This window comes from Staphylococcus sp. HMSC055C03, assembly GCF_001809385.1.
Taxonomy (GTDB): Bacteria; Bacillota; Bacilli; order Staphylococcales; family Staphylococcaceae; genus Staphylococcus; species Staphylococcus simulans.
The window spans coordinates 293,858-319,478 of record NZ_KV797474.1 but is presented as its reverse complement, the minus strand read 5'-3'; the positions used below and the strand labels follow the sequence as shown (position 1 = coordinate 319,478).

29 protein-coding genes are annotated in these 25,621 nt (G+C 36.8%); 6 read left to right on the top strand and 23 right to left on the bottom strand.

Features of this window, described 5'->3' with window-relative positions:
• The first annotated feature begins 58 nt into the window (after positions 1-58).
• Entirely contained in the window at positions 59-1,207 is a 1,149-nt protein-coding gene (locus tag HMPREF2603_RS01640) for an MFS transporter (protein WP_060803687.1), read from the top strand.
• Between the two features lie 35 nt (positions 1,208-1,242).
• On the opposite strand, the gene HMPREF2603_RS01635 is transcribed toward HMPREF2603_RS01640, so the two are convergent.
• From HMPREF2603_RS01635 to HMPREF2603_RS01620, 4 genes are read right to left on the bottom strand one after another with little or no spacing between them, the layout of a single operon-like run.
• On the bottom strand, positions 1,243-1,848 hold the full coding sequence (locus HMPREF2603_RS01635; protein WP_002479590.1) for a response regulator transcription factor: 606 nt from the start codon (positions 1,846-1,848) through the stop codon (positions 1,243-1,245).
• A complete protein-coding gene (locus HMPREF2603_RS01630) occupies positions 1,845-2,909 on the bottom strand; it encodes a sensor histidine kinase (RefSeq protein ID WP_060803665.1) in 1,065 nt (354 codons plus the stop codon). The genes HMPREF2603_RS01635 and HMPREF2603_RS01630 overlap by 4 nt, the downstream gene beginning before the upstream one ends.
• A gap of 35 nt (positions 2,910-2,944) precedes the next feature.
• Positions 2,945-3,676, bottom strand: a complete 732-nt coding sequence (locus HMPREF2603_RS01625) for an ABC transporter permease (RefSeq protein ID WP_002479592.1) — start codon at positions 3,674-3,676, stop codon at positions 2,945-2,947.
• Positions 3,673-4,530: an ABC transporter ATP-binding protein gene (locus HMPREF2603_RS01620; RefSeq protein ID WP_002479593.1), complete on the bottom strand. Its 858-nt coding sequence runs from the start codon at positions 4,528-4,530 to the stop codon at positions 3,673-3,675. Before HMPREF2603_RS01620 ends, HMPREF2603_RS01625 begins: the two co-directional genes overlap by 4 nt.
• Before the next feature lie 305 nt (positions 4,531-4,835).
• Here HMPREF2603_RS01620 and HMPREF2603_RS01615 point away from each other — a divergent pair, with 305 nt between their 5' ends.
• Positions 4,836-5,180, top strand: coding sequence for a transcriptional regulator, SarA/Rot family (locus HMPREF2603_RS01615; RefSeq protein ID WP_002479594.1), 345 nt, complete (start codon positions 4,836-4,838; stop codon positions 5,178-5,180).
• Positions 5,181-5,250: 70 nt separating this feature from the next.
• Here the strand turns inward: HMPREF2603_RS01615 and moaA are convergent, their stop codons facing one another.
• From moaA to glp, 6 genes are read right to left on the bottom strand one after another with little or no spacing between them, the layout of a single operon-like run.
• A complete protein-coding gene (gene moaA, locus HMPREF2603_RS01610; protein ID WP_060803664.1) occupies positions 5,251-6,273 on the bottom strand; it encodes a GTP 3',8-cyclase MoaA in 1,023 nt (340 codons plus the stop codon).
• Between the two features lie 45 nt (positions 6,274-6,318).
• Positions 6,319-6,921, bottom strand: coding sequence for a molybdenum cofactor guanylyltransferase MobA (gene mobA / locus HMPREF2603_RS01605; protein WP_023014990.1), 603 nt, complete (start codon positions 6,919-6,921; stop codon positions 6,319-6,321).
• Positions 6,922-6,925: 4 nt separating this feature from the next.
• Entirely contained in the window at positions 6,926-7,159 is a 234-nt protein-coding gene (gene moaD, locus HMPREF2603_RS01600) for a molybdopterin converting factor subunit 1 (protein WP_002479597.1), read from the bottom strand.
• A complete protein-coding gene (locus HMPREF2603_RS01595) occupies positions 7,156-7,611 on the bottom strand; it encodes a molybdenum cofactor biosynthesis protein MoaE (RefSeq protein ID WP_002479598.1) in 456 nt (151 codons plus the stop codon). The genes moaD and HMPREF2603_RS01595 overlap by 4 nt, the downstream gene beginning before the upstream one ends.
• Positions 7,608-8,090, bottom strand: coding sequence for a molybdopterin-guanine dinucleotide biosynthesis protein B (mobB, locus tag HMPREF2603_RS01590; RefSeq protein ID WP_060803663.1), 483 nt, complete (start codon positions 8,088-8,090; stop codon positions 7,608-7,610). Before mobB ends, HMPREF2603_RS01595 begins: the two co-directional genes overlap by 4 nt.
• On the bottom strand, positions 8,087-9,346 hold the full coding sequence (gene glp / locus HMPREF2603_RS01585) for a molybdopterin molybdotransferase MoeA (protein WP_060803662.1): 1,260 nt from the start codon (positions 9,344-9,346) through the stop codon (positions 8,087-8,089). Before glp ends, mobB begins: the two co-directional genes overlap by 4 nt.
• 63 nt (positions 9,347-9,409) lie before the next feature.
• On the opposite strand from glp, the gene moaC reads away from it, so the two are divergent.
• Positions 9,410-9,889 carry a cyclic pyranopterin monophosphate synthase MoaC gene (moaC, locus tag HMPREF2603_RS01580; protein WP_002479601.1) on the top strand — a complete coding sequence of 160 codons (480 nt, stop codon included), beginning with the start codon at positions 9,410-9,412 and terminating at the stop codon, positions 9,887-9,889.
• 299 nt (positions 9,890-10,188) lie between these two features.
• On the opposite strand, the gene HMPREF2603_RS01575 is transcribed toward moaC, so the two are convergent.
• From HMPREF2603_RS01575 to HMPREF2603_RS01535, 9 genes are all read right to left on the bottom strand, one after another.
• Positions 10,189-10,698 (bottom strand): MogA/MoaB family molybdenum cofactor biosynthesis protein, encoded by a 510-nt coding sequence (locus HMPREF2603_RS01575; protein ID WP_002479603.1) that lies wholly within the window; start codon positions 10,696-10,698, stop codon positions 10,189-10,191.
• A 25-nt stretch (positions 10,699-10,723) separates the two neighbouring features.
• On the bottom strand, positions 10,724-11,725 hold the full coding sequence (locus tag HMPREF2603_RS01570) for a ThiF family adenylyltransferase (RefSeq protein ID WP_002479604.1): 1,002 nt from the start codon (positions 11,723-11,725) through the stop codon (positions 10,724-10,726).
• A gap of 134 nt (positions 11,726-11,859) precedes the next feature.
• Positions 11,860-12,480 carry an ATP-binding cassette domain-containing protein gene (locus HMPREF2603_RS01565; protein WP_060803661.1) on the bottom strand — a complete coding sequence of 207 codons (621 nt, stop codon included), beginning with the start codon at positions 12,478-12,480 and terminating at the stop codon, positions 11,860-11,862.
• Between the two features lies 1 nt (position 12,481).
• Positions 12,482-13,153: a molybdate ABC transporter permease subunit gene (gene modB / locus HMPREF2603_RS01560; protein ID WP_002479606.1), complete on the bottom strand. Its 672-nt coding sequence runs from the start codon at positions 13,151-13,153 to the stop codon at positions 12,482-12,484.
• 11 nt (positions 13,154-13,164) lie between these two features.
• A complete protein-coding gene (gene modA / locus HMPREF2603_RS01555; RefSeq protein ID WP_060803660.1) occupies positions 13,165-13,929 on the bottom strand; it encodes a molybdate ABC transporter substrate-binding protein in 765 nt (254 codons plus the stop codon).
• Positions 13,930-14,069: 140 nt separating this feature from the next.
• Entirely contained in the window at positions 14,070-15,563 is a 1,494-nt protein-coding gene (gene galT / locus HMPREF2603_RS01550) for a UDP-glucose--hexose-1-phosphate uridylyltransferase (RefSeq protein WP_060803659.1), read from the bottom strand.
• Between the two features lie 16 nt (positions 15,564-15,579).
• Complete coding sequence (galE, locus tag HMPREF2603_RS01545; RefSeq protein ID WP_023014996.1) at positions 15,580-16,572, bottom strand: UDP-glucose 4-epimerase GalE; 993 nt, start codon at positions 16,570-16,572, stop codon at positions 15,580-15,582.
• An 11-nt stretch (positions 16,573-16,583) separates the two neighbouring features.
• Positions 16,584-17,750, bottom strand: a complete 1,167-nt coding sequence (locus tag HMPREF2603_RS01540; RefSeq protein ID WP_060803658.1) for a galactokinase — start codon at positions 17,748-17,750, stop codon at positions 16,584-16,586.
• A gap of 81 nt (positions 17,751-17,831) precedes the next feature.
• Entirely contained in the window at positions 17,832-18,833 is a 1,002-nt protein-coding gene (locus tag HMPREF2603_RS01535) for a LacI family DNA-binding transcriptional regulator (protein ID WP_060803657.1), read from the bottom strand.
• A 147-nt stretch (positions 18,834-18,980) separates the two neighbouring features.
• Between HMPREF2603_RS01535 and fdhD the strand changes: the two genes are divergently transcribed.
• Positions 18,981-19,784, top strand: coding sequence for a formate dehydrogenase accessory sulfurtransferase FdhD (gene fdhD / locus HMPREF2603_RS01530; RefSeq protein WP_060803656.1), 804 nt, complete (start codon positions 18,981-18,983; stop codon positions 19,782-19,784).
• A gap of 27 nt (positions 19,785-19,811) precedes the next feature.
• Here fdhD and HMPREF2603_RS01525 read toward each other — a convergent pair whose 3' ends face one another.
• The 3 genes from HMPREF2603_RS01525 to HMPREF2603_RS01515 all read right to left on the bottom strand — a co-directional run bounded on the left by HMPREF2603_RS01525 (position 19,812) and on the right by HMPREF2603_RS01515 (position 22,182).
• Positions 19,812-20,567 (bottom strand): GNAT family N-acetyltransferase, encoded by a 756-nt coding sequence (locus tag HMPREF2603_RS01525; protein WP_060803655.1) that lies wholly within the window; start codon positions 20,565-20,567, stop codon positions 19,812-19,814.
• Positions 20,568-20,589: 22 nt separating this feature from the next.
• The gene (locus tag HMPREF2603_RS01520; protein WP_002479614.1) at positions 20,590-21,141 is read right to left on the bottom strand and encodes a biotin transporter BioY; all 552 of its coding nucleotides are present in this window, start codon (positions 21,139-21,141) and stop codon (positions 20,590-20,592) included.
• A 96-nt stretch (positions 21,142-21,237) separates the two neighbouring features.
• The gene (locus HMPREF2603_RS01515; protein WP_060803654.1) at positions 21,238-22,182 is read right to left on the bottom strand and encodes a nucleoside hydrolase; all 945 of its coding nucleotides are present in this window, start codon (positions 22,180-22,182) and stop codon (positions 21,238-21,240) included.
• 200 nt (positions 22,183-22,382) lie between these two features.
• Between HMPREF2603_RS01515 and HMPREF2603_RS01510 the strand changes: the two genes are divergently transcribed.
• Both HMPREF2603_RS01510 and HMPREF2603_RS01505 read left to right on the top strand, forming a co-directional pair.
• A complete protein-coding gene (locus HMPREF2603_RS01510; RefSeq protein ID WP_082709450.1) occupies positions 22,383-23,528 on the top strand; it encodes an acyl-CoA dehydrogenase family protein in 1,146 nt (381 codons plus the stop codon).
• Between the two features lie 159 nt (positions 23,529-23,687).
• Entirely contained in the window at positions 23,688-24,614 is a 927-nt protein-coding gene (locus HMPREF2603_RS01505) for an iron-hydroxamate ABC transporter substrate-binding protein (RefSeq protein WP_060803652.1), read from the top strand.
• 55 nt (positions 24,615-24,669) lie between these two features.
• Here the strand turns inward: HMPREF2603_RS01505 and yut are convergent, their stop codons facing one another.
• Entirely contained in the window at positions 24,670-25,599 is a 930-nt protein-coding gene (gene yut / locus HMPREF2603_RS01500; protein WP_002479618.1) for an urea transporter, read from the bottom strand.
• Between the last annotated feature and the right edge of the window lie 22 nt (positions 25,600-25,621).

Here is a 25,621-nt window from a genome sequence, read left to right as displayed (position 1 = left end):
GGAGGGATTTCGCGTGGATCATTCTCAACACGCACCAATATGGACTAAAAGTTTCAATATGAACTTTATCGTCAACTTCTTCGTTTATCTTTGTATGTATCTGTTAATCGTTGTCATTGCAGGCTACAGTAAAAACGAATTTGGCGCTTCAGATAGTTTATCCGGATTAGTAACCGGATTATTTATTGTCGGCTCATTAATCGGCCGTTTTATTACAGGAAAATATGTCAATGCGATGGGACCTAAACGTACATTAATTATAGGATTGATTTTTCTTATCGTAACGCAAGCCCTTTACTTTATAGAAGGTTCATTAGGTTTCTTAATGTTTACCAGATTAATTAATGGTGTTGCGACAGCAGTTGCGACTACTGCGACAGGAACAATAGCTGCGTACATCACACCACCTGAACGTAAAAGTGAAGGTATCAGCATGTTCTCACTCAGTTTAGTTCTCGGAACAGCTGTCGGACCTTTCTTTGGTTTATTATTATCAAATCAATACTCCATTGATGTCTTATTCGCTTTATGTTTAGTATTAGGCATCATTGGTTTAGCTTTATCATTCTTCATTCATATCAATTTTGAAACAACTAAAGTTTCTGAAACTCAACCATCAAAAGGTTTCAGCTTAAGTCAATTTATCGCTAAAGATGCAGTACCGATTGCGATTGTAATTTTAGTAACTGGTGTGACTTACTCATCTATTCTGACATTCTTAAAATTCTTCGCAGAAGAGCGCAATCTAGTCGCAGTTTCAAGTTACTTCTTTATTTTCTATGCCTTAACATCATTAGTCACACGTCCAATTACAGGTCGTTTAATGGATAACAAAAACGAAAACGTTGTAGTTTATCCATCTTATTTCTTCTTACTTATCAGCTTTGTGCTTTTATTCTTTGCACATTCAGGCTGGATGTTATTACTTGCAGGTGCAGCGTTAGGTGTAGGTTACGGTAACTTATCATCACTTATGCAAGCTATTGCGATCAAAGTTACGACACCAGAAAAATATGGCCTAGCCACTTCTACTTTCTTTATCGGTATTGATTTCGGTATCGGCTTCGGCCCTTCTGTATTAGGTGTCTTCACTTCATCTATTACTTATGCACAACTTTATGGCTTCATGGCTATATTAACTATTATTACCGCAGGACTTTACTATGTCCTATATGGCCGCAAAGTAAAATATTTAGAACGTGCTTAATTATAAAAGTGCAGATCAAAACGGTCTGCACTTTTTTATATAATCCATCCTTTTTCAATAGCTTTTTTCCACGCATCAAAACGATTTTCTGTCTCCATTTTATCAATAATGACAGAAGTATAATTACGAACTGTCCCGTTTGAAAGAAAAAGCTTTTGTGCAATTTCTTTACTTGAATAACCATTGCCGATTTCTTTCAGTATTAATTGTTCTGAAGGCGTTAATGGATTTTTCTCATTAAAATATGTAGTCATCAGTGTTTCACTATATTCTTTTTGTCCTGCCATAATATTATGCATGGTCTGAATCAGTTCTTCTACGGAACGTTCTTTTAATACATAAGCATCTACATCATTTGCGACTGCTCTTTCAAAATAACCTGGTCTTTTGAACGTCGTTACAATAATGACTTTTGTATTTAACTTTGCTTCTCTTATTTTATTCAATACTTCTAAACCTGTTAATTCCGGCATTTCAATATCTAGAATTGCAATGTCAGGCTGATTGGATTCAATCATTTGCCATGCCTCTGCTCCACTTGAAGTATCAGCAATAATGTTAATATTTTCATCCATCTCTATAAGTTGAACCATCGCTTTTCTCAGCATTTCTTGGTCTTCAGCTAGAACAACATTTATCATAAATTATCACCTCGTGGAATTCGAATCATTAATGTAACACCTTGTTCAGATTTTATTGTAACTTCACCATCTAATAATGCTGCACGCTCTCTTATACTATGCAGTGTAGCTTCAGGTTTACTGATACCTTTGCCATTATCACTAATTATCAACGTAATGATGTGTTGCGCTTCTTTTAATGTACCAGTTACTTTTGTCGCATGTGCATGTTTAATAATATTATTGACCGCTTCTCTCAATAGCATAGCTAATATAGACTGTTGTCCTTTATTTAATGTTCTAGCAGTGGATTGTCCCTCAAAATCAAAAGTAATATCTGCTTGTTTTAATAGTTGATCTACAGACTTCACTTCTTCTTCAAAATCTTGAAATTTCAGATGTTCTACAATAGTTCTGACTTTATTTAATGCCTCTTTAGAAAGTTGATTAACTGCTAACATTTCTTCTTTGGCTTTTTCTGGATTTTGATCTATCAATTTAGAAGCAAGCTCAGATTTTATGCTCAAGCTGGCAAATACATGACCTAACGTATCATGTAAATCTTGGCCGATTCTTTGACGTTCTTGTTCAGCAATCAATAAATTGATGTGACGATTTTTCTCTTTCATTTGCGCCCTTACTTTTTTATTTTCGATAAATCTAAAGTTAATGAACAACGAAATGATTACAACAAGAATCAGTACGACAACTATTGGTAAAGCTTTTGGAAGTAAGTATAATGAAAGACCAGATGCGATGAGTAAAGCAATATAAAATAGTATACTTTCCACTGACTTTACAGTCGCTTCATAAACATATGGCAACACATAAGAACCAAAAAAGAAAAACATAATAAATGTGCTGCCCATTGCCCAACAAAAATAAAGTGTGCCGATCAAATAAATCATCCATACAATCAACCGCTTCACTTTAAACTGATAAACATCAGATAAAATTAAAATACCATAATTAATTATAAATACAGCAATCACTATAACAGCAATTACTTTAGGTCCTTTGATGTCTTGATAAAATAAAGCGATAATTGGAAACAACAAGTAAATAAAACTCGCAACGCCCATTGGGTTTCCTTTTATTTTTCTAAGCAAAAAAGACATTACATCACGTCCGATTTCTTTTGAATAACTAAAGCAATGATTATAAATAGTATACAATACCCCAAAAGAAAACCAAGTGCCGCTATATTAATCGTTTGATGCTGAATAAAATCTAATCCTAGCTGTTTTAATCGGTAGGTCGGCATATATCGAGAGATAGAAGCTAGCCATTGAGGAAACAAGCTAATAGGAAACCATAATCCACCCACAATCGCTAAAACAAGATACAATAAATTACCTATACTACTTGCTTGCTTCACATCTTTATGTTGTGCCAGTAATAACCCTATGGACAAAAATAAACTGGATCCAATCCATAATAATAATCCTGATACTAACCATTCATAAAGAGACATATGAATGTGTCTAATCATTCCTCCAACACTAAACATCAGAATAATTGAAAATAAAAAAAGACTCATGATTTTGAATACTTTAGCTACATAATATTTAATGGGTGTCATCGGTGTCGCAAAAAGTTTTTTCTGCCATCCGTTTTGTTTATCCTGTACTAATTCAACAGGGAAGGTCAACAAACAATAACTAGTTAAACTAAAGACCGTCATACTCATCAAACTTTCTTTATAAATTTGATTGGCTTCTGATTGCGGTACTTTAGTTAATGAAGTGAAAATCAAGAAAAATACTAACGGCATCCCTACTGAAAGAATAAGATATATTTTTTGTCGCAAAGTGATTGTCCAATCTAATTTCAAATATTTAAAAATCATGATAGAATCTCCCCTTCACTTTCAAATACATAATCTTCTAATGAACTTTTCTTAATTTCTAACTCATTTAAATCTATATCTATTTCAATCAATTGTTGTAAAACTTTTTGAACCTCATCTGTTTTGATTTGAAGTTCACTTTGATCCTTTTGATAACTTAATTGAGTTTGATTTTGAATGATTGACTCAAATTGTTCAGGTAGATATATCGTTGATGTTTTATCAAGGTGTTTTAATTGTGAAGGTGAACTATCATTCATTATCTTTCCTTGTTTCAATACGATAACACGATCCGCAACCTTCTCTACTTCTTCAATATAATGCGTCGTATATAATATGGTAATACCTCGAGCCTTCAAATCATTTATGATGTTCCAGAAATAACGTCTTGTTTTAGCATCCATCGCAGACGTCGGCTCATCTAAAAATATTAATAAAGGTTGTCCTGTTAACATCAATATAAAATCTAATAAACGTTGTTGACCTCCAGATAATTTAGTCGCGTATTGATTTAATTGTTTATCAGTAAACTGGGTCAACGTTTTAAACTTGTTGTAATCTAACGCTTTTTTATAAACCGATGAATAAAACGCATAGAGTTCTTTTACTTTGACCCATTCATTAAAGATTGATTTTTGAAATAATACGCCGATATTATTTTGTATAGCAGAATCCCTTTCAATACGCCCTTCATCTGGAACTAAATTACCTAAAATCAAATCAATCAATGTGGACTTACCTGCTCCATTTACGCCTATTAAAGCGATACATTCTCCTTCTTTTATTTCAAATGAAACATGATCTATTGCTTTAGTATTGTGGAATGATTTAGTTACACCGTTTACTTTTATCATTTAATCACCTCTTTATTTCCTTGATTTAATGATATATTTTTAAAAATTGTAAACATAGTAACGTTTGTCATAAATTCTCTATGACATTTGTCATTTTCTTGTTTTATACTTTTAGCACTTGAATCAACTTTTCTTTCAACATATTCAATTTCGGTTCATAATTTCCGTGATAACGCACTTTTTTTACTATTATAGTAAATTAAAGAGAATAGATTTATATTGAAATTCGTTATATAATATAATAAGTAAAACAATTATTATTCCTGGGGGAATACAACTATGAAAGGGCAAGAGGAGGAATATCAATGTCAAAGACAATTGATCATTTAATTGAGACAGAATGTAAACTTAGCCAGATTAAATATTGGCTAAAAGCAGAACATCATCTTACCATGGAGGAGTTCATTATTTTATACCGCTTCAATGGTACTGACAAAATTACAGGTAAAGTATTGAGGGATACCCTCCATTACGACATGAAATGGAATACGAGTAAAATTGATGTATTAATAAGAAAACTTTATAAAAGAGAACTGATCGCAAAAGAGCGTTCAGAAACTGATGAACGCCAAGTCTTTTATTTATTAGATAAGACACAACGTGAATTCGTCGCATCTGTCATCAAAGAATTTGAAACCTTCGCAAAGTAATCATTATGAAAAAGCACGCCTTTCCGAAAAAATCAGAAAGACGTGCTTTTTATTATATATTTCATTCGACTTAACCGCCGATATAGTTCATATTAATTTTCTTACGTCTGCGATTTGCGACCGTTTGTTCAGTTCGTTCATCTGAATATCTGTCATCACGAATATGCCATAACTCTTCGAATTTCGCTTGTAATTCATCGTCCATTTTACCAGAACGCATAAATTCTTTGACGTTAAATCCATCGACTGTGCTGAATAAGCAGCCATAGAATTTACCATCAGAAGATAAGCGTGCTCTCGTACATGTTGAACAGAATGACTGAGAAACACTCGTAATTAAACCGAACTGTGCTCCGTTATCTTTATGACGATAATATTTTGCGACTTCACCATAATATTTCGGTTCAACCGCTTCAATATCAAATTCATCTTCGACCATCGCAAGCATCTCATCTTTTGTGACAACTTTACTGAAGTCCCAGCCATTGTCATTACCGACATCCATAAACTCAATAAATCTTACAACAATATTTTTGTCTTTGAAGTACTGAATCATTGGGATGATTTGGTCATCATTGATACCTTTTTGAACAACAACGTTCACTTTCACTTTAAAACCGATAGATACTGCATAATCAATTTGTTCTAGGATGGTATCTGCTTTGATATTACGGTTATTGATAGATTGGAATAATTCGTTATCAATAGCATCTAAGCTGACATTGATACGTCTTAATCCGGCATCATAGAGTTTTTGTCCATGTTTTTTCAACAATAGACCATTGGTAGTCAGACCAATATCTTCTACACCGTCGATTTCATTAAGAGCGGCTATTAATTTATATAAATCTCTACGCATTAAAGGTTCCCCACCAGTGATACGAATCTTCTTCACACCTAGGCGAGTATATACGCGAGCAATTCTTTCCATTTCACTAAAAGTCAATAATTCATCTTTGGGTAAAAAGACAAAGTCATCGCCGAAAATTTCTTTAGGCATACAATAATCACAGCGGAAATTACAGCGATCTGTCACGGATAATCTTAAGTCACGAATCGGGCGACCTAATTTATCTGTTATTTGTTTTACCATCTTTTGACCCCCTTTTCTTTCTCTCTTATCGCTTGATACATCTCATCAAAGCGATTGATCTCTGACTCTGGCTAAATCATCTTGGTAGTTAATATTTTGGTACCAATCAGGTCTTGTATCAACCTCATGAACATCCAGCCAATCAGAAGCGACTTGGTTATAAACATGTTTCATACTGTAATCATCGGATTCTAGTGCACGTGCAATGACTGGTAAACACGTCGGACTATAAAATGCGATAGTAGGAATCGGATACCCCTCTTCTTCATACCCCGCAATATCTAACTGGTCTTCAATGACATGTTCAACCATAAATTGATATAACGTGCTGACAGCTTTTTCTGTGATTAACGGTGTATCTACTGAAATCACAAAGAATAGTTCTGCTTCAAAATCTTGCTTCATTACTGAGTAGATGCCTGAAAGCGGTCCTTTCGCTTGATGTTCTTCATCATCTACGACCACTTTGACATCTTCAAATTGATCAGCCAATTCCGCACTAGAACTAATGATAATCTCATTAAACATATTGGCTTCATTCAAGGCATCGATAATATGTTGATAAAACATTTTACCATTGAGCCTCGCAAATGCCTTAGGCGAACCGAAACGTTCTGATCGTCCGCCTGCTAAAATAATTGCTTTCACTTTCTTAACCTCCGCTTACCGGTGGAATCAACGCAACGACATCAGAAGGTTGAATCATTTCATCATTTGGCACAAATTCTTCATTCAAGGCGATTTGGAATTGTTTGCCGCTGATTTCTGGATACGTTTCAAATAAATATTTTTTAAACGCCTCTACTGTCATTTCATTCTCTAGTTCAAATTCTTCTGTACCTTTTTGTAAGATTTCTTTAATCTCCGCAAAATAAAGGACTTTCATTCTGTTTGCCCCCTTTCAATGGCATCTTCATGGTAACCACGTTGATGACCGATCCATTGTGCGCCATCTTCCCATATTTCTTTCTTCCAAATCGGCACTACTTCTTTAATACGATCAATCGCATATTCATTTGCCGCATAGGCATCTTTTCTATGTGGTGAAGAAACTGCGATTAATACCGCAATATCGGAAATATGCAATGGTCCGATACGGTGAACAATGCTGACAATCGTGCCAGGCCATTGTTCGTTGATTTCATCGCCGATTTGAGCTAATTTTTTCTCAGCCATTGGCACATAAGCTTCGTACTCAAGATGTTCTGTACGAATGCCTTTTGTCCATTCTCTAACATGACCTGTAAAGACCACTACTGCACCTTGATGCGGTGTCAGTGTAAAGTCTCGATAAGGTTCTGTTTGAATCGGCTCAGTCACAACTTCAAATTGTTTCATTTTGACTCATCCTTTTTTCTATCGATAAAAGTTAATAACCACTTTTTAAAATGACTTAACTTTGTATTTTTTTGAAACGGTAACTTATATTGTACATGACTCAGCTCAGATAAAGAAACTAATTCCGCTTCATCTCTATAAATAATCACTTTATCATAATCCGCTTGTTTAAAGCCTTCAACTAGTAACACATCATAATCAATCGTGACTGCTGATTCAATAATGTGGGATAAAGTTTGTTCTGTTGTACGTGTGACTGTTTCTCTTAACGCATGACCTTGCACAATGCTTTGGTCTGCCCCTGCTTCAAAATGTTTCATATGATCGACTTCTGCTGCTTGTAAGGTAATATCTTCACTACCATGTCCATGATGTTTAATCGTCACTACACGATAACCTTGTGCTTTCAGAAACTTAACTGTTTCTGCCATCAAGGTTGTTTTGCCAGAATTTTTATATCCCACAACTTGTAAAATCATAGTGCTAATTCCTCTTCAAAGGTATCTGTTTCAGTCAGAATGACATCCACTGTGTAGCCTTTTTCAAAGCCGCGTGTACCGCTCGACAACATAATCATCGCATTACTGTGTGCAATCGCGACAACCGCACCTGATTTGTTGAAACCAGAAGGTACTACTGTTGTTTGTAAACCATTTAATGTAGCTTTTGCACGAATGAAACGTGTGAATGGATTGGCTTTTTTGAAGTCTTCCATCAATGTGGCTTTTACAACTTGAGGGAAACGTTCAATCGCGCCCATCATATTTAAGACTGCTGGTTTTACGAACAATTCAAATCCTGTATAGCACGCAGATGGATTCCCTGATAAACCAAATAAATATTGGTTATTTGCGACAGCAACTGTTGTGACACTGCCTGGACGCATTTGTACTTTATTGAATAATACTTCTGCACCGATTTCTTTATAGATAGCTGGTAAATAGTCAAAGTCACCAACAGATACACCGCCTGTTGTGATGACCATATCATGAGATGCAAGTGCTTCTTTAACGACTGCTAAACTGCTGTCGAAATCATCTTCTTGAATTTTATAAACTTCACAGTCTAAGCCGAATTGATTTAGTAAGCCTTGAATCATCGGTCCATTAGAATTACGGATTTTACCTGGTTCTAATTCATCACCGACATCTAATAACTCACTGCCTGTCGCAATAATAGCTGCAGATGGTAAGCGACGTACAGGCACTTCTGTATAACCGAAGGTCGCAAGTACTGCGATAGCCCCAGCATTAATACGTTGGCCTTCTTTTAATACGACATCTCCGACTTCTGTTTCCTCACCTTTTAATGAAACATTTTCATTATGTTCGAAGGTTTTACGAATCGTAAATGAATGTTCACCTTCACGTGTTTGTTCTAACATCACAACTGCATCTGCACCTGCTGGAATTTCTGCACCTGTCATAATACGGACAGCTTGGTTCGGTCCGACTGTTTTATCTGACACACTGCCTGCACCGATGTGATCAATGACTTCAAATTCAATACGGTTGTCACCGCTTGCACCTTTTGTATCTTCACTTCTTAACGCAAAGCCGTCATAAGGTGATTTATTAAAACGTGGGATTTCATACGTTGCCACGATATCTTCAGACAGTATATATCCTAAACTGTCATTTAAAGGCACTTGTTGTGTTTCTGTACGAAATTCTTGTGCTACCACACGTTTGATTGCTTCTTTTACCGCAATTGGATTTCTTTTTTCAACTGGCATAAACTATCTGCTCCTAACATCTATTTTATTTCATGCTATAATGTCTAAGCGAGGAGGAATAACATGTCTGAATTTACTCATATCAACGCTCAAGGTAATGCGAAAATGGTCGACGTTTCTGATAAAGACATCACAAAACGTGTTGCGACAGCACATTCAAGCATTACTGTTAACGAAGCGATTTACAAGCAAATTGTAGAACATACAAATAAGAAAGGTAATGTGCTGAATACTGCCCAAATCGCGGGAATCATGGCAGCTAAGAATACCTCTACGATTATTCCTATGTGTCATCCGCTCTCACTGACTGGTATCGATATTGCCTTTGAATGGGATACAACATCGTCATATACACTTAATATTGAAGCTACAGTCTCTACATCAGGTAAAACCGGTGTAGAAATGGAAGCTCTCACAGCCGCTTCAGCAACGGCTTTAACCGTTTACGATATGACCAAAGCACTTGATAAAGGGATGGTCATCGGCGAAACTTACCTTATCTCAAAATCTGGCGGAAAATCCGGGGATTACCGCAGATCATAAACTATTGTTGTTCATGCTTTACCCTTTTTATACGTAAACATGAACTTCACAACAGCACTACGGAACCATTGACGTTGTGATTTTACTGTCACAACGTACAATCGTTCCGTTTTTTTCATGTTACTCCTATTATATAATGCGAATTCTTTAAGATAAATAGGCTGAATGGATGAAAAAACTGATGAAATCTTATGAAATCAGTGATTGGCTTCAGTGTTTTCCCTTATTCAATCAAACAGTACAGTGAAGAAGCGGTTAGTCTTCTACCTGAGTAAAATCTAACCGCTTCTTCTTGCCTTTTATTTTGTTAATTCATGAATGAGATGATTCAATTCAGGTTTAATTAATTTTTCAATCGCTAATCTTACCGCACCAGATGAACCTGGCAATGAGAAAATCAATTGTTCACCTACTGTACCGCCGACAGCACGTGATAATAAAGCACGTGTTCCCACATCTTCAGCATAACTTAAATATCTGAATAACTCCCCGAAACCTTCAATTTCTTTTGTTAATAAAGGAGTTACTGCTTCAATCGTCACATCACGTTGTGCGATACCTGTACCGCCCGTCGTAATAATGACATCCACATCTTCATTCAACCATTGTTGTACTTGTTCAGTAATCGCTTGTTTATCATCTTTGACGATTGTGTAATGATCATCTGTAATTTCCACATTAATCTCTGACAATAATTCTTTAGCTAAATTACCGCCTTTATCTGTTTCTTTTGTTCTTGTATCAGACACAGTTAAGACTGCTGCGTTGATGGTTCTATCTAATTTGACATTCACGTGTTCATTTTTCATTCATTAGGCCTCCTATGTGATTTACTCAACCGAGTAATTGGTTCATTAATTTAATCGCTTCTTCAGGTTTCGTCATGCCATGTATCAACATGCGTCCGCCTGAGAAACTGACAATTCGATGATTGTTGAATTCGAAGCGGATCATATAAGGGTTCGCATGATACTTAATATGATGCGTTTCAAGATATTCCTTCAACATTTCCTGGGTAATATCCTCATTATTGTATTGAACTGTATCTCTTCCGCATAATGTCGCAAACTGTAAATCAGTATGATTTAAATGCGGATAGGTCGCATGTTCACTACACGTATGACAATCAGCTTTAAACATACGACTGAATCCGAATGTATAGTGTGTCCCTTCCCAAATATCACCATAAGTTAATTTAGGCGTAAAAGGTGTTTCAGTCAGGATTTTCAATGCATCACGTGTTTGTAAACTCGTGGTCATGGTTACCGCTGGTTGAATTACCCCTACTGTATCACACGTCATGTTAATGACTGGTAATTGCGGCATCAGACAATTGAAACACGGAGTTTGTCCAGGAATGAAAGCTGCTTCGATATATGTACTTTGTACAACCCCGCCATATATCCAAGGTATATTATATTTATACGCAAAATCATTCACTAATAAACGTGTATCGAAATTATCTGTCGCATCTAAAATTAAATCTACCTCAGTTCCATGCGTTTCTAGAAACTGGGGATTGACTTGAGCGATATGTGCCTCAATAATGACATCACTTCGGATTTCCTGCAGCTTTTCTTTCGCCGCAATCACTTTCGGCATCGCGTCTGTCGCATCTTGTTCTGTAAACAACATTTGACGTTGTAAGTTGCTGAACTCGATGTAGTCACGATCAACAATCGTTAACTGTTTGATGCCCGCTCTGACTAAACCGTCCGCAATGTGTGTTCCTAATGCACCCATGCCGATTATCAGCGCATGTTTTTGCGCAATTTTCTCTTGGCCTTCTCTGCCTATATGTTTAAACAAAATTTGTCTGGAATAACGTTCTGACATCTTTCGATTCCTTTCTTAAAGTGCATTGTCTTTATTATAAGACGAATAGAGACGTGTTACAATCGTTCGAATTGTAGTATGTCACCTAAAATCCGGTCATGCCAATAGAAGACAGACCGGATTGAAACTTTTTATTATTCAGCTGGTACAGAACTTAACGTTATAATTTCATCCGCCAATTGTTCTGCTTCGTAATTAGAATGTGTCACAAAAATAATCGGGATTTGCCATTCATCAAAGAGTCGTTTCACTAAACGCATACTTTCTTCTTTCGTCGCATCATCCAAACTAGAAAATGGTTCATCTAATAAAAGTAAATCAGGACGTGTGCTTAATGCACGTGCTAATGCGACGCGTTGTGCTTCCCCGCCTGATAATCTAGCTGGATATTGTTTTTGTAAATAACTGATGTTTAATTGATGCATCAACGCTGTAATATGTTCAGAAGGTTGCGCCATAAACGTGATATTTTGAAAAACTGTCATATTCGGAAACAATTGATAGTCCTGAAATAAATAGCCTAAATGACGCTCTTGAATTTTAACATTCACAGATGATTGCGTATCCGTTAACACACGTTCGTTGACTTTGATATAAGCGTTATCTGCAGCCCTTAAGCCTGCGATCATATTCAAAACAGTCGTTTTCCCCACTCCTGAAGGTCCTCGTATCGCATAAATTTTAGGTACTGTATCTTGAATATCTAACTTCAGTAACTGTCCTTTTAACTGATGTGTAATTTGGATGGTCAACATCTTAATCCACCTCCAAATAACGATCTTTGTTCATTAAGTTAATCGTACCAATAACAGTAATCGCAAATGCGACTAATACTAATACCCATAGCCAAGCTTGGTTCTCTTTGCCTTGTTCAACTAAGAAATAAATCTCTAAAGGCAACGTATTGGTTTTATTTGGAATATAACCCGCTACCATTAAGGTTGCTCCGAACTCACCGATTGCACGCGCAAATGCCATCATCACACCAGATAAAATAGCACGCTTTGATAGCGGTAAAATCAGTCTGAAGAAAATTTTATTTTCACTTGCACCCATTGTTCGTGCTGTATTCAACATTTTATGATTAATACCTCTAAAACCTTGAATCGTATGTTGATACATTAACGGAAAACTGACAATCACAGAGGCAATAATTGCACCAGTGATTGTGAATATGACAGGCATATGTAAAACATTTGTCATAAATGCGCCTACAGGGCTTCGTGGTGAGAAAACAATTAATAATAAGAACCCCATGACTGTCGGAGGTAACACAATCGGCAGGATAATAATACTCTCAAGAAGTGTCACAATACGTCCACGACGTCGATATAACAGTCTTGAAATTAAAATCCCAAGTACTGTTACAATAATCGTGCTGATTACAGCCACTTCAATTGATATCCAAAATGGCGTTAAATCAGGCATTTCCACTCCTCCTACGCTTCAAATTGATAATCTTTTAAGATTTGTTTCGCTTCATCTGATTTTAAGAACTCAATCCAAGCTTTCGCTGTCTTATTATCAGATGTTGTTCCGGCTTCATAAACAATCGGTTGTTTTAATTTCACCGATTCGATTTCTTTTACTTTATCATTTTTAGTTTTGTTTTTATATAAATCCGTTTTATAAACAAAACCGAGTTGCGCGTTCCCTTTTTCCACATAATTCAAGACTTGACGGACATCTTTCGCAAAGACAAGATGATCTTTAACGCTGCTGTATAATCCATTGTCTTTTAAGTAACCTTCTGCGTATTTACCTGCAGGTACAGAGTTCACTTCGCCTATCGCAAGTTTTTGTCCATCTTTTAAATCTTTGACTGATTTTAAATCAGTGCCTTGTTCACCAATTAATACAAGTTGATTTCGCGCATAATCATAAGTGTTATCAGCTTTCTTCTTATCTTTTAACGCTTGGACATCTTTTGTGTTGGCTGACATAAACACATCAACAGGTGCACCTTTTTCAATTTGTTGTCTTAACGATCCTGATCCGCCGTAGTTAAATGTAATATCAACATCTGAATGTTTTTTCTTAAATGCTGTTTCTAAATCTTTCGTCACATCCGTTAAACTTGCGGCAGCTGCGACATGTAAAGTATTTTCTTTTTGATTACTGTTTGTTTCTTTTTTATCATTTGAACATCCAACAACAACTAAGCAGACGCTCAACAGTATAACCGCAAAGTATTTCAACTTCATCTTGAAGAAGCCTCCTAAAAATGATTAATTCACTCTCGATTATACGCTTTCGGTCCATAAATTCCAATTTGAATTTAACCATTATCTTTTGTCTTCGCATAAGAAAAAAGGCCAATATGGCATTGACCTTTTGATTATAATTATAAAGTTTGAACAAAACGTTTAAAGGCTTCTAAGCCTTCAGTATCACGTTTAAACACACCTGCATCTTCTAAGACACGTTTGAATTTCTGACCTACAGCATCTAAAACAATACCTTCAGCATTTTCAGGTGTAAATTGATGTTTCTCTTTTAGTTCATCTGCGAAATCTTGATGCACACCTAAATCTATATCAGTTTCACCTAAAACATATTGTTCGACTTGTTTAAGCTCATGTTTTAAACGTGCTGGTAAAATCGCAGTTCCCATCACTTCGATTAAACCGATGTTTTCTTTTTTAATGTGTTGTACATCTTGGTGCGGATGGAAAATACCATCTGGATAATCTTCTGATGTTTGATTGTCTCTTAGTACTAAATCTAATTCAAAACGACCTGTTTCTTGACGGTAACGTGCAATCGGTGTGATGGTATGGTGACGTTCGCCCGCCTCACAATGTGCTTTGACTTGAACACTTTCATCACTGTACGTATTCCATTGATTGAAAATATGTTCTGCCGCATCAATGAGTTGTGCTTGATTATTACCTTTTAAACGGATTACACTCATCGGCCAATCTAACAACACCGCTTCTACTTCAGGATAATCATCAATAGTAAAACGTTCTATTTCTGTCGCATTATCCATCGGGAAAGTATGGCGCCCTGTTTGGTAATGGTTGTGAGACAAGATTGAACCGCCTACAATCGGCAAGTCCGCATTAGATCCCGCAAAATAATGCGGAAATTGCTTCACAAAGTCTAATAGATTCACAAAAGTTTGTCGTCCGATCTTCATTGGCACATGTTGTGCAGATAATACGATACTATGTTCTGGGAAATAAGCGTATGGTGAAAATTGGAATCCCCAGTCTTCTCCATCTAACTTAATACGCGCAATTCGGTGATTACGACGTGCTGCTTGGGTTACAGAACCTTGGTAACCTTCATTTTCCATACATAACGCACATAAAGGATAACTTGTTTGTTTTGCTTCTCTTGCTGCCGCAATTTCTTTCGCATCTTTTTCAGGTTTAGACATATTAATTGTAATTTCTAAGTCACCATAGTTCGTTGGTGTATAGAAATGAATATTTTGTGCGATGGCATCTGCCTTAATATAGTGGTTGCGCATACAAATATCATATAAATATTGCGTCGCTTTCTCCGGGCTGTCTTGATACAACTGTCTAAAGTTGCGATTAATAGTTGAAGGTTTCGGTGTGATTAAATCTAATAGTTTCGTTTCAACCATTTCTTTTTGATATACCGCATCTTCTATTAAGTGATGTTCAATCATTCGATTAATCCAGTGTTGTGCAATCGCATTCGGTGTATCAAGTTCTGAGATATCTCTATCCTCATGTTCGATATCTTCTGCTTGTGTAATCTCTAGCACTAGGTTTTGAATGTAGAAAGCATCTTCCTTTTCAAAGTCCCCATATTCTACTGCATATGAAATAAAGCGTTGTATCAGCTGTTGATTCAGCTTCATGATACGGCCTCCCTTTTTATTTATCTTCGTAGCCATTCGGATGTGCGCGGTGCCAATGCCAAGCAGTTTCAATAATTTCATGAATATCATCATGTTTCGGCTCCCAGCCTAACACGTTACGTGCTTTATCACTTGAAGCGATTAATTTACTTGGATCACCTGCACGACGTTTACCGATTTCTGATTTAATCTTTTCACCAGTCGCTTGGCGTGCTGCTTCCACAATTTCAATAACAGAGTAACCTTGACTGCTGCCTAAGTTGAATGCGCCGCTCTCACCGCCATCTTTTAAGTAACGATACGCTAAAATATGCGCTTCAATTAAATCTGTGACATGTAAATAATCTCTGACACATGAACCATCTTCTGTATCATAATCTACACCGAATATCGTAATCGCATCTCGTTGTCCTAACGCTGCTTCTAATACAATGGGAATTAAATGTGTTTCCGGATTATGATCTTCACCAATCGTACCGTCTTCACGTGCACCCGCGACATTGAAGTAACGTAATGCTGCATAGTTCATACCATATGCGTTATGGCACCAATGCATCATTTTTTCCATCATCAATTTACTTTCGCCATAAGGGTTGGTCGGTGCTTTTTTCGCATCCTCTGTAATCGGGACAACATCTGGTTCACCATAAACTGCTGCTGTTGAAGAAAAGACAATATCATTCACATCATGTGCTTTCATCACTTCAAGCAACACTTGCATACCATAGACGTTATTATTGAAATAATCTAAAGGTTTCTCTACCGATTCTCCAACTAATGAATAAGCACAAAAATGGAAGACACCTTCAACATTTTCCGTTGCGAACACTTGATTTAAGAATTCGCTGTCACGAATATCTCCTTCATAAAAACGTGCTGCTTTAGGTACGGCACCTCTATGACCTGTTCCTAAATTATCCACCACTGCGACATCATAACCAGCATCTATCAATTGATGCGCTGCATGGCTGCCGATATAACCGGCACCGCCTAATACTAAAACTGACATGATTTTCCTCCTTAAAGTTCGATTGTTTTCACGCCGTCACCGATATTGACATGGTAAAACGATGGCGCATAGCCAATCTTGTCTGTATAAATACGAGAGACTTCATCTTCTAAATCTTTAACTTTTGATTGATGAACTAAAGCAATCGCACATCCTGCGAATCCTGCACCTGTCATACGTGCACCAAGGACTCCATCAACATTTTGTGCAGATTCTGCTAAAGTATCTAGCTCTTTGCCCGTCACTTCATAATCATCCTTCAATGAAGCATGGCTTTGGTTTAATAATTCACCAAAGCGTTCAAAGTCTGATTGCGCTAAAGCATCATACGCTTCTTTAACACGTGCGTTTTCAGTAACTGCGTGACGTGCACGACGACGTATCGTTTCATCTTCAATTAAATGCGCATATTTTTCGAACGTTTCAACATCTAAATGTCCTAACGCTTCAATATCCAATTCTTGTTGAAGTAACGCTAATGCTTTCTGACATTCTTCTAATCGTTCATTATATTTAGATTCTGCTAATTCACGACGCTTATTCGTATTCATAATAGAAATCGTGTAATCTCCGAATTCAGTTGGGACATAATGATACTCTAACGTATGCGTATCTAATAAAATCGCTTGATCCTTTTGACCCATACCCACAATGAACTGGTCCATAATACCTGAATTGACACCGATAAATTTATTTTCTACTTTACGTCCAAGATGAATTAATTCTAAGCGCTCTACATCTAAGTTGAAGAGTTGCTTCATTAACCAACCAGTCAGCATTTCAATAGAAGCTGAAGAAGATAAACTTGCGCCGTTTGGAATGTTACCTTCAACGATGACATCAAAGCCTGAGTCAATTTTGTAACCCGCTTCAATTAAAAACTTAACCATGCCTTTTGGATAGTTCGCCCAACTATGGTCAGCATTGTAATCTAAATCATCTAATGAAAATGAAATAATACCTTTTTCCTCAAAGTTCAAAGAGTAAAAACGAATCGTACGATCTTCACGTTTACGTGCTAAACCGTATGTGCCTAATTCAATAGCAGCTGGGAATACATAACCGCCATTATAATCTGTATGCTCTCCGATCAAATTAATACGTCCTGGTGCGAATGCGGCAACATCTGGCTTTGTTTCAAAATGCTTTTCAAATTGCGTTTGCATAGATGCCAACATAATATAACTCCTCTCGCAAGGTAAATTTATTAGTAAACACAATTAAAGTTTATTTGTTTACTAAATGTTTTGTCAACACTTTCATTGGTTCTTAAAAGAAAAAGATTGTCGCTCTATTTGTTTCGTTTGTATCACAATATGCATGGCAGACTGACGTGTTTTTTGAATACGTTCTTTTGCCATTAAGACAGCACTTTTACCAAACTGCTCGATATCAATACGCACACTCGTCAATGATGGTGTTACATATTGATTTACATCTAAGTCATTAAATCCGATAACTCCAGCATCTTTAGGGATTGTGACACCTCTTTGTTGGAGGCCTTGAATTAAACCGATTGCGACCATATCATTACCCGCTATCAGCACATCTGGGATAGTGTCCGCTTCTGTTATCGCTTCAAAACCATCTTCTCGTTCCCAACCGATTAAATTGCCATTCGGTATCTCATCATGTTGTTGACACCAAGAAAGATATGCGTGATATCTTGCATCATTTTCATATGCTTCTTTCCCATCTAAATTACGTTCTTCACGTATGCCTCCATAATAAGCGATATGTGCATCATGATAAGTGTCCCTGATTTGATTCAGCAGCTGATACATGGCTTGTTCTAGATCAGAGTACACTGCATCGATATAATCAGGAACTTGCTTATTATTAATCACCACCATATTAGGATTATGGCGATAAATTTCTTTTAAAGCATCCAATGAGAAATTACCGATGACTAACACTGCACCTGCTTTTTTCACATCTTGTAAATCTTGTTTTTTAAATCCTGTTTCAATTCTAAGTGTCTTCTTTAATGTTAAATTTAATTTCTTAATTTCAGACTCTATTGCCAAACGCAATTCACGATGAAACGGGTCAGCCATTTCTCTTCTGCGAGATGCATAGGTAATAATTTGAACTTGGCGATTTACACGTTCTGCTTTGTGATATTCAAGTTCTTTTGCGGTATTTAAAATACGAGTTCTTGTACTGTCGGCTACAGACAATGTCGGATCTTCATTAAGTACACGCGACACTGTACCTGGACTGACACCCGCTTGTTTTGCGATATCTCTAATACTTGCCATAATTGACACCTCTCTTTTGTTTACTTTAAGTTTACTACGCTCTGTTTACTTGTACAAATTTTCATTTTAAATAATGAAACATTTCATGCAAATCTTTTTTGTAAATTGAAGTGATGTAGTATATTGTTAAATTAAGGAGTCATGCATATGAATAAAGATGTTTTAACGAATCAGACAATTGTCCGCTTTGAAGATGGAGAATTATTTGAAACAACTGATAGTTATGTTACAGAATTTCCATTAACTGTCATGGTTAATGGCGAAGAATTTGCGACCGTCATCTGCAGTCCAGACCACATGGAAGAATTGGTGCTGGGCTTTTTAGCGTCTGAAGGTGCAATTTTAAAACGCAGTGAATTGAAATCGATTCAAATAGATGACAGCAAGGGGTTTGCACATGTTGAATTAACGAAAGACTTAGGGGATCGTTTCGAGTATTCAACCAAGCGCATGATTGCCTCATGTTGCGGTAAAAGTCGTGAGTTTTATTTCCAAAATGATGCGGCGGTGGCTAAGACGTCATTGTCGAATATCACACTCACACCTCAACAGGTCATCAATATGATGACGAGACTACAAACTGCAAGTAAACTGTTCAAACGTACAGGCGGCTTGCATAACGCGGCCATCAGCGACGGTGATGCTTTCTTTGAACACCGTCAAGATATCGGTCGACATAACGCACTCGATAAGTTATATGGTTTCTGTATTGAACGTCATATTCCTGTTCGAGACAAAGTATTAATTTTCAGCGGTCGTATTTCATCAGAAATTCTGATTAAAGCGGCTAAAATCGGAGTTGGTGTTATTCTTTCTAAATCCGCACCGACTACGTTAGCTGTGACGCTTGCGAATGACTTAAACATAACAGCCATTGGATTTATCAGAGATGGCAACTTCAATATTTATAGTCACCCAGAACGAATAAAAGCTGTGTCCTCACAAGATTAACTTGTGAAACACAGCTTTTTTGTTTGCTTATATATTCTCTTTTATCACACTATAACAATAACTGATGAAGGTATAGCCTTGCTTAATATACATTTCCTTGGCAGTATCTTCACCGTCTGCGATTAAAATCAAAGGTTTATGCTTGGCATAATTTGCGACAAATCCCTGCATAGCACGTCCGATTCCTTGTCCACGCATTTCTTTGATCACACCGAAACTATCGATTTCAATCGTTTCTTCTGATTCAATCATATCTAATGTGCCGACTGGTTGACTATCTTTATAAGCAATCACCCGCTTCACATTCGTTGCGCCGTCAAATTGTTGTCTTAAAGTTTTAACCACTTCGTCTGCGTAGTCTTTACCGTAATCCAGTGAAAAATAACGACAGATTTTCAAATAATCATCCAAATGATAAATATCGACAAAACGGATATCTAAACCATCTGGAATGTCACCTGCAAGCTCATGTGCTTCGATCGCATACATTTCTAACAACACAACATCAAAATTCTCTCGTTCAAAATATGTACGAAACGTGGAATCTAAAGGTGTGTTTTCTGAAAAAGTAAATGCCAAATGGCGACTCTCTTGTTTGAGATGTGCGTGTGTTTGTGTTTTGACATCTTCTAACCAAGTTTCAAACGTCGGCATGTCATGATATACCCATTTGTTCGTATAATACGTTAAAGGTTCTTGTGGTGTTAAATAAATCGTCTTTTGTTCATCTTCATAAGCAATCGTTCCAGGTTGATCAATTAATCGCATGGATAGCGGCCCCATCTTTATCCCTCTTTCTGCTACCTCAGAAACGAATCAATTGTTTAAAGCGTGTGTGATTCAATAATGCTGCACCGATTAAGCATGCGATAATCGCTTTAATAATATCCCCCGGCATAAAGACAAATGATAAAAAGAATGCTTTTGATAATGGCATATGTGTAATCACGCCCATAATTAATGTGCCGACAATGTCTAATAATAAGACACCCGCAATTAATGTAGGTAAAAATAAACGACCGAAATTGATTCGTTCTATAGATTTATCGCGCGCATACCCAATTAAGAAAGCGACGACTGGATATAAGAATAAGAAACCTGCTGATGGACCAGCAAAAACTCCTATACCACCACGACCGCCTGATAGTACAGGTAAACCGCACGCTGCTAAAATTAAAAATACAATTACGCTTAATGTACCATACTTTTTGCCTAAAAGAATACCTGCTAGAAAAATACCGACATTTTGCAAGACAATCGGTACTGGCATGAATGGAAGCGGAATAGGTGGAATCAGACCAAGCAATGCGATAATAGCTGTCATAATCGCAGTAAATGTGATATGTTTTGTTGTCATAATATAACCTCCTCAAAATCTTACATGGAAGATTATATCACATATGTTAACTTTAATTTACGATAAGTTAACATTTATTTGTATAATTTTACACGTCTAGACACGAACCTTTGCGGCAAGGTTTGTCATGTAGTCAAAGAATGTATCTCTGTGCACATCATCGACTAATCTGATTGTACGGCCGCCCTCTTGAACACGTTTAGTTCGTCCTTGACTCGGTCCTTTTGTAATCACTTCTGTTTGTACTTCTTCAACATGTACTAACTCAGGTTTTCCGACAGAAGCTGTTGTTAAGACATCCCATAAGAAATACGTAGAGTTCGTCACAAAATGCGTTAATGGCGGAACTGCAGCATAACAAACACCTAAGAAATCTACACCTAAAATATCACGTTGATCTGCCCACATTTGTCTGACATCAATTGTTAACGGCACTTTATTTGTACTTTCTAACGCAACCATATCAATCGCAATATCTGTATCAAAAACCGTTGCGACTGCTTCTGGATCCCAAAAGGCATTCCATTCTGCAGTTCCATCATGTTCAGGTTCTTCAACATTACCTTTCGTTAAGAATGTCCCTCCCATCCATACTAAGCGTTCAATTTTTTCTGTGATATGCGGAGCAACCTCTAATGCTTTAGCTAAGTCTGTTAAAGGTCCAGTAAATAACAAGGTTACTGGTTTCTTACTCGCTTCTAATTTTTCTATTATATCTTCATATGCTTCAAGTTCTGATTGCGATGCTCGTTGTTCAGTACGTGATTCATTCAATACTGGTAATGCATCTACAAAAAAAGCATGCATACGCCATTCTTTAGGAAATGGATTCTTCCCTCTTTGTGATGATGCGGCAACTTTTAAATCTCTATCTGAAAAGCGGTTAATGATTTTAATAGACGCACTCACTGCGGGTTCTACATAACTGTCAGCACCAATTGCGCTGACACCGATTAATTCAACATCTTCCATCTGTAGTAATAAAAAGAGAGACACTAAATCATCTACACCGCCATCGTGGTTGAAATATATTTGTTTCATGTTCTACCTCCAAAATTTATGTATATTACTTATTAAATTGAAATTCACAACAAATGTAAAGTAAGCATTTAACCAGAAATTTAATTGTATGATGTCTAGCTTTTCTCGTAAAACAAATGCAGACCGCTAAAAACTACCAACTCTCTATTCCGAGTGATACACTAAACTTAACAAGGCAACAAACGTCAGGAGGAATGACATTGTTAGAATCAGGATTAATTCATACAGAGATTCAACGTAAATGGTTAACAAAATTACAATCAGTCAAAGACGAATTTCAAGCACATGCAGCATACAATGATGCGCATAGCCGCTTCCCTCACGAGAATATTGATTGGCTCGTTAAAGAAGGTTATACCTTATTAACCTTGCCGAAAGCTTATGGCGGTGAAGGTGCGACAATTGAAGATATGGTCATCATCCAAAGTTATTTAGGTTCTATTGATGGTGCCACAGCTTTATCTATCGGTTGGCATTTAAGTACTGCAGGACAAATATTTGAAGAACAAAAATGGGAGCCTCACCTACTCGATCAATTAGCACAAGCTATTCAAGAAGGTGCGTTGATTAATAGAGCGGTGAGTGAAGCGGATACTGGAAGTCCGACACGTGGCGGCAAACCTTCAACACACGCTAAACGCTCAGGTTCAGAATATGTTTTAAACGGCGTTAAAACTTTTACTTCAATGTTGCCAGCTTTAACCCATTTCTTAGTTAGCGGCTACAATGAAGCCACAGACCAATTCGGTTTCTTCTTAGTTGAAAAAGAAACGCCTGGAGTGTCTGTTGCTGAAACTTGGAATGTGGTCGGCATGCGTGCGACGGAAAGTCATGACCTGGTATTAGAAGATGTGCATATACCACAAGAAAACTTTGTAGAAGTTGCGGGCGGTTCAAAAGGACCGAACGGTTGGATTCTGCATATCCCAAGTGTGTATTTAGGTATTGCACAAGCTGCGGCAGATTATGCGAAAGACTTCGCCAAAACACATCAGCCGAATAGTATTGATTACCCTATCGGACATCTTCCGACTGTCCAACAATCAATCGGTGAAATGGAGTCGTTATTACTTTCAGCACGTGCCTTTTTATGGTCTACAGCCCGTATGTATCATGAAGCCCCTGATGCACCTGTTTGGAATGAAACTTCCGCAAGTAAAATTTTAGTAATGAATCAAGGTTTGAAAGTCATCGATTTAGCAATGCGCATTGTCGGTGCGAAAAGTTTAGAAATGGATCGCCCGCTTCAACGCTATTATCGTGACATGCGTGCAGGTTTGCATAATCCGCCAATGGAAGATGCGGCTTACACAAATATTGCCAAATCAGAACTCAACTTATTCTAGAGACTTAACACTATGTAGTCGAACATAGTGTTTTTCATTTTAAACAAATAATAAATGTTGATTTATTTAGAAATTTATATTGTGCTTTCTGCGAATACCCTTTATAATTTTGAATAACGCTAAACGATAATCGTTTTCAATTAGGAGGAAGATATAAAGATGAAAAAATTACTCATCCCACTGATTGTGTTAGTCCTTGTGCTTGCAGCATGCGGTAAACAATCCAGTGATCAAAAAGATTCAAAAAAAGAAACACGTTCATATACAATGGATAACGGTAAGAAAGTAGATATTCCGAAAGAACCTAAACGTATTGCGGTTGTTGCACCTACATACGCTGGCGGTGTAAAAAAATTAGGCGGTAACGTTGTAGCAGTCAACAGCCAAGTCGATGACAGCCCTATCTTAAAAGAAAAATTCAAAGGTGTTGAAAAAATCGGCGCCACTGGCAGCGAAGATGTTGAAAAAGTAATCAAACAAAAACCAGATTTAATCATTGTTTATTCAACAGATAAAAACATCAAGAAATATCAAAAAGCAGCTCCTACTATAGTTTTCGACTACGCAAAACATAAGTACCTAGATCAACAAATTGAACTAGGTAAATTGTTAGGTAAAGAAGACGAAGCTAAAAAATGGACAGAGGATTGGAAAAAAGAAACTAAAAAAGATGGTAAAGAGATTCAAGATAAAATCGGTAAAGATTCAACAATCTCATTATTAGATGAATTCGATAAAAAACTTTATACTTACGGTCCAAACTGGGGTCGTGGCGGTGAAGTGATTTATCAAGCATTCGGCTTACAAATGCCAGAAAAACAAAAAGAACTAGTTAAAAAAGATGGTTGGGCAGAAATAAAACAAGAGAAAATCCCTGAATATGCAGGCGACTATATTGTATCAACACGTGCCGGCAAAGCTGAACCATCTTATACTCAAACAAACCTTTGGAAAAACCTTCCAGCAGTTAAAGAAGGACATGTCATCAAAGTAGATGCGAAAACATACTGGTTCAACGACCCTTACACATTAGAATTCATGCGTAAAGATTTAAAAGAAAAACTCGAACAAGCAGCATCTAAATAATATGAAAAAACGGCTTACACAGTAAACAGGTTGTGTAAGCCGTTTTCTTTATATATTATTTATTTTCAGTTTCGCTTTCAACAGGCATCACATTTGGTTTACCTGCCATCAACATCAACCATGTTGCAACGATGAACGGTAATGTGAATACTGGCAAGCCGAATGGTTTTAACCAAGTCACTAAACCAGCATGTACAACCACTGTGATAAAAATACCAAATAACATACTTAAATATTTGTTAAATACTGAAGTTTCTTTAAAGGTAACACCTAAAGCCAATATTACTAAGATAACATTATAGCCATATAATCCTGTATTTATATCATCATGGTTCGCCCCAAATAACATTACCACAAAAACACCGATAATATTTGCGACGACTGAGAAGATGCCTGCACGTTTAGAAGCAATAAAGATACCAATCAGTATTAATAAGCCCCCTACTGTACTTTTCACCAAGAAAATTTCACTAAAGCCATCTAAGAAAGTCATCACACCGTTAATCGCGTGATGTGAAAATGTAATCTCACGTACCGTAGAAGGTAAAATATTAACTCCAGCATTGACGTGTTCGAATTGGAAGGACATAAATAAAAACATCCAACTGATAAACACATACGGCATGGTCAACATCGGCAAGTCAAAACGCGATAATAAATGACGAAATGCGGCACCAAGCGGTAATGTCAATACAACCGCAAGTGCTGTCATACCAATACCTTTAATGTCTGGCACTAAGAATATGGTTAAAGCCACACCTGTCAGCACTGGATTAAAACCAGCCAGCCCCTCTTTGATTTCTTCTTTGGAATAATTTGTATAAGGTGCTAATACATAAGCAATCAAACTAGAAAGCAATGCTGCTAGCCCTACTTTCCAATTTGCTACAAATAAACCTGCTAAAATGAATAGCCCTGTCCAAGCATTATTTAACAATAATACTTGTGAGATATTCTTTAATACAACGTCGACTAATTGACGCATCGATCCTTCACCTGATTTCTCA

What these genes read in the sequence shown, in the direction of transcription:
- HMPREF2603_RS01640 (WP_060803687.1), top strand. Translation starts at nt 59, where the DNA reads ATGAACTTTATCGTCAACTTCTTCGTTTATCTTTGTATGTATCTGTTA.
- HMPREF2603_RS01635 (WP_002479590.1), bottom strand. Translation starts at nt 1,848, where the DNA reads ATGATAAATGTTGTTCTAGCTGAAGACCAAGAAATGCTGAGAAAAGCG.
- HMPREF2603_RS01630 (WP_060803665.1), bottom strand. Translation starts at nt 2,909, where the DNA reads ATGGGCGTTGCGAGTTTTATTTACTTGTTGTTTCCAATTATCGCTTTA.
- HMPREF2603_RS01625 (WP_002479592.1), bottom strand. Translation starts at nt 3,676, where the DNA reads ATGATTTTTAAATATTTGAAATTAGATTGGACAATCACTTTGCGACAA.
- HMPREF2603_RS01620 (WP_002479593.1), bottom strand. Translation starts at nt 4,530, where the DNA reads ATGATAAAAGTAAACGGTGTAACTAAATCATTCCACAATACTAAAGCA.
- HMPREF2603_RS01615 (WP_002479594.1), top strand. Translation starts at nt 4,836, where the DNA reads ATGTCAAAGACAATTGATCATTTAATTGAGACAGAATGTAAACTTAGC.
- moaA (WP_060803664.1), bottom strand. Translation starts at nt 6,273, where the DNA reads ATGGTAAAACAAATAACAGATAAATTAGGTCGCCCGATTCGTGACTTA.
- moaD (WP_002479597.1), bottom strand. Translation starts at nt 7,159, where the DNA reads ATGAAAGTCCTTTATTTTGCGGAGATTAAAGAAATCTTACAAAAAGGT.
- HMPREF2603_RS01595 (WP_002479598.1), bottom strand. Translation starts at nt 7,611, where the DNA reads ATGAAACAATTTGAAGTTGTGACTGAGCCGATTCAAACAGAACCTTAT.
- mobB (WP_060803663.1), bottom strand. Translation starts at nt 8,090, where the DNA reads ATGATTTTACAAGTTGTGGGATATAAAAATTCTGGCAAAACAACCTTG.
- glp (WP_060803662.1), bottom strand. Translation starts at nt 9,346, where the DNA reads ATGCCAGTTGAAAAAAGAAATCCAATTGCGGTAAAAGAAGCAATCAAA.
- moaC (WP_002479601.1), top strand. Translation starts at nt 9,410, where the DNA reads ATGTCTGAATTTACTCATATCAACGCTCAAGGTAATGCGAAAATGGTC.
- HMPREF2603_RS01575 (WP_002479603.1), bottom strand. Translation starts at nt 10,698, where the DNA reads ATGAAAAATGAACACGTGAATGTCAAATTAGATAGAACCATCAACGCA.
- HMPREF2603_RS01570 (WP_002479604.1), bottom strand. Translation starts at nt 11,725, where the DNA reads ATGTCAGAACGTTATTCCAGACAAATTTTGTTTAAACATATAGGCAGA.
- HMPREF2603_RS01565 (WP_060803661.1), bottom strand. Translation starts at nt 12,480, where the DNA reads ATGTTGACCATCCAAATTACACATCAGTTAAAAGGACAGTTACTGAAG.
- modB (WP_002479606.1), bottom strand. Translation starts at nt 13,153, where the DNA reads ATGCCTGATTTAACGCCATTTTGGATATCAATTGAAGTGGCTGTAATC.
- modA (WP_060803660.1), bottom strand. Translation starts at nt 13,929, where the DNA reads ATGAAGTTGAAATACTTTGCGGTTATACTGTTGAGCGTCTGCTTAGTT.
- galT (WP_060803659.1), bottom strand. Translation starts at nt 15,563, where the DNA reads ATGAAGCTGAATCAACAGCTGATACAACGCTTTATTTCATATGCAGTA.
- galE (WP_023014996.1), bottom strand. Translation starts at nt 16,572, where the DNA reads ATGTCAGTTTTAGTATTAGGCGGTGCCGGTTATATCGGCAGCCATGCA.
- HMPREF2603_RS01540 (WP_060803658.1), bottom strand. Translation starts at nt 17,750, where the DNA reads ATGTTGGCATCTATGCAAACGCAATTTGAAAAGCATTTTGAAACAAAG.
- HMPREF2603_RS01535 (WP_060803657.1), bottom strand. Translation starts at nt 18,833, where the DNA reads ATGGCAAGTATTAGAGATATCGCAAAACAAGCGGGTGTCAGTCCAGGT.
- fdhD (WP_060803656.1), top strand. Translation starts at nt 18,981, where the DNA reads ATGAATAAAGATGTTTTAACGAATCAGACAATTGTCCGCTTTGAAGAT.
- HMPREF2603_RS01525 (WP_060803655.1), bottom strand. Translation starts at nt 20,567, where the DNA reads ATGGGGCCGCTATCCATGCGATTAATTGATCAACCTGGAACGATTGCT.
- HMPREF2603_RS01520 (WP_002479614.1), bottom strand. Translation starts at nt 21,141, where the DNA reads ATGACAACAAAACATATCACATTTACTGCGATTATGACAGCTATTATC.
- HMPREF2603_RS01515 (WP_060803654.1), bottom strand. Translation starts at nt 22,182, where the DNA reads ATGAAACAAATATATTTCAACCACGATGGCGGTGTAGATGATTTAGTG.
- HMPREF2603_RS01505 (WP_060803652.1), top strand. Translation starts at nt 23,688, where the DNA reads ATGAAAAAATTACTCATCCCACTGATTGTGTTAGTCCTTGTGCTTGCA.
- yut (WP_002479618.1), bottom strand. Translation starts at nt 25,599, where the DNA reads ATGCGTCAATTAGTCGACGTTGTATTAAAGAATATCTCACAAGTATTA.